Origin of the sequence: Flavobacterium sp., from assembly GCF_024305175.1 — a bacterium.
Lineage (GTDB): Bacteria > Bacteroidota > Bacteroidia > Flavobacteriales > Flavobacteriaceae > Flavobacterium.
Window position 1 is genome coordinate 1 of record NZ_JAMWYY010000064.1, and the last position, 4,706, is coordinate 4,706.

A 4,706-nucleotide genomic window follows, 5' to 3' on the forward strand; every position below is an offset into this window, starting at 1 on the left:
TGTAGTTGCAGTATTTTCTGTAATTATTATTTAATTATATATACTTTTTGTAATTACAGCATTAAGTGTTTTTACCGGTTTTTATAAAACGGGTAAAAATGCGTTCACCATAATCATGGTACAACTGTACTTTTAACTAAAAAATATTATTAACCAATTTAAACTAAACAATTATGGATGAGTATTTAGGAGCAATCAAAGCTTTCGGCTTTAACTTCGCGCCCCGAGGCTGGGCATTTTGCGACGGACAACTTATGTCTATTGCCGCTAACACAGCGCTTTTTTCTTTATTAGGCACAACTTATGGCGGAGACGGGCGCACAACTTTTGGCCTTCCTGATTTAAGGGGGCGTTCTATTGTACATCCGGGTACCGGGCCGGGCTTCAGTACTATAAGATGGGGGCAAATGGGAGGTTATGAGACAGAAACACTTACTGTACTTAACATGCCTGTACACAATCACGTTTTAATTGACGGACAGGCAATTGTAAGTACAACCACACAGGTAAACGTAGCCGGAGATCCTTTAGTTAATGTACCTGATAACGGAACATATCCTTTTGCGGCAGGTGGTTCGGCACCTAACATGTATTCAGAATCTGCCACACCAACTGATACTGTGGGCGGTATTACAAGCCAAAGCTACATTAGCGGCGCCACAGGAGCCGCAGGCGGTAGCCAGCCATTCTCTGTAAGGAGCCCTTATCTGGGTATTTATACCTGCATTTGTACACAGGGTATATATCCGCCAAGAAGCTAAAAAGGCAATACTGTATGCTAACAGCTACAGTATTTAATTATTAATTATAATCAGAAATACACATGGATGAATTTATAGGAGTAATTAAGGCCTTTGGATTTGGTTTTCCACCTAAAGGATGGGCCTTTTGCGACGGGCAGCTACTGCCAATATCCCAAAACCAGGCTCTTTACTCGTTAATCGGCACTACTTATGGCGGAGACGGGCAAACTACTTTTGGCCTGCCTGACCTGCGCGGACGCTCTGTTGTGCACCCGGGTAAAGGTAACGGGCTTTCACAGATTACATGGGGGCAAAAAGGAGGAGCTGAAACGGTTACCTTACTACTTAGTAATCTTCCCTCTCATAACCATCAGCTGGTAAGCGGTATGGCACAAATAAATACCATAACCAGGGTTGCTACAGGAGCAGGCCCCGCAATAAACGAAACAGATGGCGGCACGCTGCCCTTTATGGCTGGCGGCAGCGCACCAAATATATTTTCTGAAGGAGGAACATATAATGATATAGTAGGCGGTGTATCGTCACATTCTACCTTGTCAGGCAGTACATCAAATTCAGGATATAATAACAGCACCCCCATACGCGATCCGTATCTGGGTGTATATACGAGTATATGTTTATACGGTATTTTTCCGCCAAGAGATAATTAATTAAAAGGCCGGGGCAACAGGTTTGCTCCGGCCTGTTTTGTAAAAAAATATTGATGAACAGTGAACAGATAAAAATAGGTGTATTATATCCGCTGTCAGAACAATACAAAAATATCGGAACAGATTTTATAAAGGGGTTAAAGCTAAAACAACTGCCTGTAAAATTTTTCGTTGAAAGTATTGGGATAGGCAATGATGATAAACTTGCAATCGACAAAATGCAGAAAATGCATTTGCAGGACGATGTGCAGGTTTTTGTTGCTTTTACCGGGCACAATAATATTGACAACCTGTACAGTTATGCCGAATCGAATAATATTGTGTTGATAATAAATGAATTGGGTGCCACACTTCCATTTAATTCTGTAAAAAGAAAGGGTGTGTTTATTAACTCCTATGCGCTTAATGAATCGGTTTACCTGCTTGGCAAATCACTTAAGGAAAAAGGATACAGTACTATATGTACTTCTACATCATATTATGATGCCGGGTATGGCTTACTTATGGCGCTGGAAAGCGGAGTGACTGAGGCAGGCCTCAGATTTTCAGGGCATTATATTACACCATTCCAGCCACGGGAAAATGAGCCGGAGTGTATGCAACAAACTATAACTTCAGCCTCGCCCGATGCGGTTGTTGCGTTTCATAGCGGGCTGTATGCAAAGGAGCATAAAGGTTTTATATCCAATACTTCGCTGCTTGGCAGCTATCCTTATTATGTAACGCCATTTACCCTTAGTGATGGTTTTATACAACAAGATACAGCAGGAGAACTTCTTGTTGTATCCTCCTGGATGCCGGGTGTGGCTAATGATGATTTTTATACCTCTTATAAAGAGAAGCATAACGAAGAGCCAACGGTTTTTGCCTTGCTGGGCTATGAATCATATTTGCTTTTGAGTGAAATGATTGATAAGGGAGCAGAATCTTATACTACTATTTGCAGCACAATAACTAATTGTGCTATAGAGGGGCCAAGGGGCACTATAACTTTTGATAACGAAACCAACAGAACATTTTTTAACCATTATATATTTAAAACAATTGCCTATGACGAAAACAATTTTTCATTTCAACAGGTTGAAACCCTTAAAAATGACGGGGGATTCCTGAAAAGGGTTTTACAAATGCCTGTACCTCCTAAGCTTGGGGGCTGGCACAACGCTTACTTATGTCATTAATTAATCCAATCTTTACATGAAACAAAAATTATATTATTATTTGATGCTGCTCCTGGGGCTCTTTACAGTCACGGGCACGCACGCACAATCGCTCGCAGCGGGAGATATAGCCTTTATAGGTTATAATACTTCCGGCTCAGATGGTTTTACCTTTATTACATTAAAGGATCTGCCTGCGGGTGAAACCCTTTATTTTACTGAAGAAGGGTGGAGTGCAACGGGCTGGAACAATGAGTTTGAGCCTCACTTATCCTGGGTAATCCCCGCAGGAACTACAATAGGTACGGTTGTATCTGTTATTGAAACTGCGCCAAATACCTTTACGGTTACAGGCTCTTCAAACGGAGTTACACAGTTAAACCCCACAGGTTCTGCTGTTAACTTTAACCTGCTTGGTGGCGACCAGATACTGGCATACCAAAGTACAAGCGGGGTAAGGCCTGCTTCGCCAACATTTATTTCGGGTGTGCATGGTGATTATAATAGTGTTAACTATAATATAACCACCACATGGAATGATAACATGCCGCTTAACGGAGGATCAGAGTCTATCGTTCCTACAGGCCTTACTAATGGTGTAAACTGTGTCGCTCTTTTTCCGGCACCGGGACCTGAGGTAGTCTACAATAAATATACCGGTACACTTACAGGTACTGCAAGCACCGTAAGGACAGCTATTAATAATCCTGCTAACTGGACAAATAGCACTACTACTGATTTGGGTATACTGCCTTCAAACTATTCAGGTATTAACGTTACCCCTGATGCTCCGGTATGTACTAACCCAATAAATACTTCTAATCCGACCAACAGGTTTATTTGCGCAGGCAATAATACCACTTTTACTGCATCATTTACAGGGGCTACTGCTTATCAATGGCAGGTAGATACAGGTTCAGGATTTAGTGATCTTTCTAACGGCGGAGTTTACTCAGGCGTTACAACAACCACCTTAACTATAACAGGTGCGCTGGCAGGTATGAATGGATATATGTACAGGCTGACTGCTATTGATGGCACTTGCCAGACCAATTCGAACCACGGTACTTTAACTGTCTCAAACATGTCTACCGCAGGTGCACAGGCCAATGTTTCTTGTTTTGGCGGTAGTAACGGTGCTGCGGCAGTTTCTGTAACTGGCGGTATTGCGCCTTACACATACTCATGGGCACCTTACGGGGGTACAAATACAGTAGCTTCAGGTTTAGTTGCAGGTACTTATACAGTAACAGTTACTGATAATATTGGTTGTCAGGTTACAAGGAACTACACTATAACCCAACCGACTTCTGCAGTTTCGGGAACTACAGTTGTAACAAATGTAGCTTGTTTTGGAGGAAATACAGGTGCAATAAACCTTACACCAACAGGTGGTACAGGTCCTTATACTTTTAACTGGGGTAGTGTTACTACTGAAGACCGCATTAACCTAACAGCCGGAACTTACTCGGTAACAATTACCGATGCTAATGGTTGTACCGGTACGGTAAGTGCTACAGTTACACAACCAACAGAATTAAACCTTACACCTGCTTCGCAAACCAATATAGCATGTTTTGGTGGTGCTACAGGAGCAGCATCAGTAAACGCTGCTACAGGTGGTATAGGGGGATATACTTATAACTGGACACCGGGTAACCCTACAGGAGATGGTACAACATCTGTAACGGGGCTTACTGCAGGTACATGGACATGTACCGTAACTGATGCCAACGGTTGTACAGATACTCAATCATTCACTATTACAGAGCCTGTCTCAGTACTTAATGCTACTCCGCTGGCGCAAACTAACATTGCGTGTTTTGGTGGTGCAACAGGTAGCGCTACTGTAAATGTAACAGGCGGTACACCGGGTTATACCTATTCATGGTCACCGTCGGGCGGCACTGCTGCTACAGCTACCGGCCTTTCGGCAGGTACTTATACAGTAACGGTAACCGATGTTAATGGTTGTACAGATACACAATCATTCACTATTACAGAGCCTGCTTCAGCGCTTAATGCTACTCCGCTGGCGCAAACTAACATAGCGTGTTTTGGTGGTGCAACAGGTAGTGCTACTGTAAATGTAACAGGCGGTACACCGGGTTATACCTATTCATGGTCACCGT

3 protein-coding genes and 1 pseudogene are annotated in these 4,706 nt (G+C 42.8%); all 4 read left to right on the top strand.

The genetic code is table 11. The features are described 5' to 3' along the window. Positions 1–173 precede the first annotated feature (173 nt). Positions 174–761, top strand: coding sequence for a tail fiber protein (locus Q0K96_RS12760; protein WP_297334369.1), 588 nt, complete (start codon positions 174–176; stop codon positions 759–761). A 62-nt stretch (positions 762–823) separates the two neighbouring features. Further along, the gene (locus Q0K96_RS12765) at positions 824–1,414 is read left to right on the top strand and encodes a tail fiber protein (RefSeq protein WP_297334370.1); all 591 of its coding nucleotides are present in this window, start codon (positions 824–826) and stop codon (positions 1,412–1,414) included. Positions 1,415–1,467: 53 nt separating this feature from the next. Continuing rightward, positions 1,468–2,595 (top strand): ABC transporter substrate-binding protein, encoded by a 1,128-nt coding sequence (locus Q0K96_RS12770; protein WP_297334371.1) that lies wholly within the window; start codon positions 1,468–1,470, stop codon positions 2,593–2,595. 16 nt (positions 2,596–2,611) lie between these two features. Beyond that, positions 2,612–4,706 (top strand): annotated as a pseudogene (locus tag Q0K96_RS12775) (SprB repeat-containing protein); the annotation flags it as partial.

Excerpts from the sequence above, each read along its gene's own strand:
- Q0K96_RS12760 (WP_297334369.1), top strand. The coding sequence starts at position 174 with ATGGATGAGTATTTAGGAGCAATCAAAGCTTTCGGCTTTAACTTCGCG.
- Q0K96_RS12765 (WP_297334370.1), top strand. The coding sequence starts at position 824 with ATGGATGAATTTATAGGAGTAATTAAGGCCTTTGGATTTGGTTTTCCA.
- Q0K96_RS12770 (WP_297334371.1), top strand. The coding sequence starts at position 1,468 with ATGAACAGTGAACAGATAAAAATAGGTGTATTATATCCGCTGTCAGAA.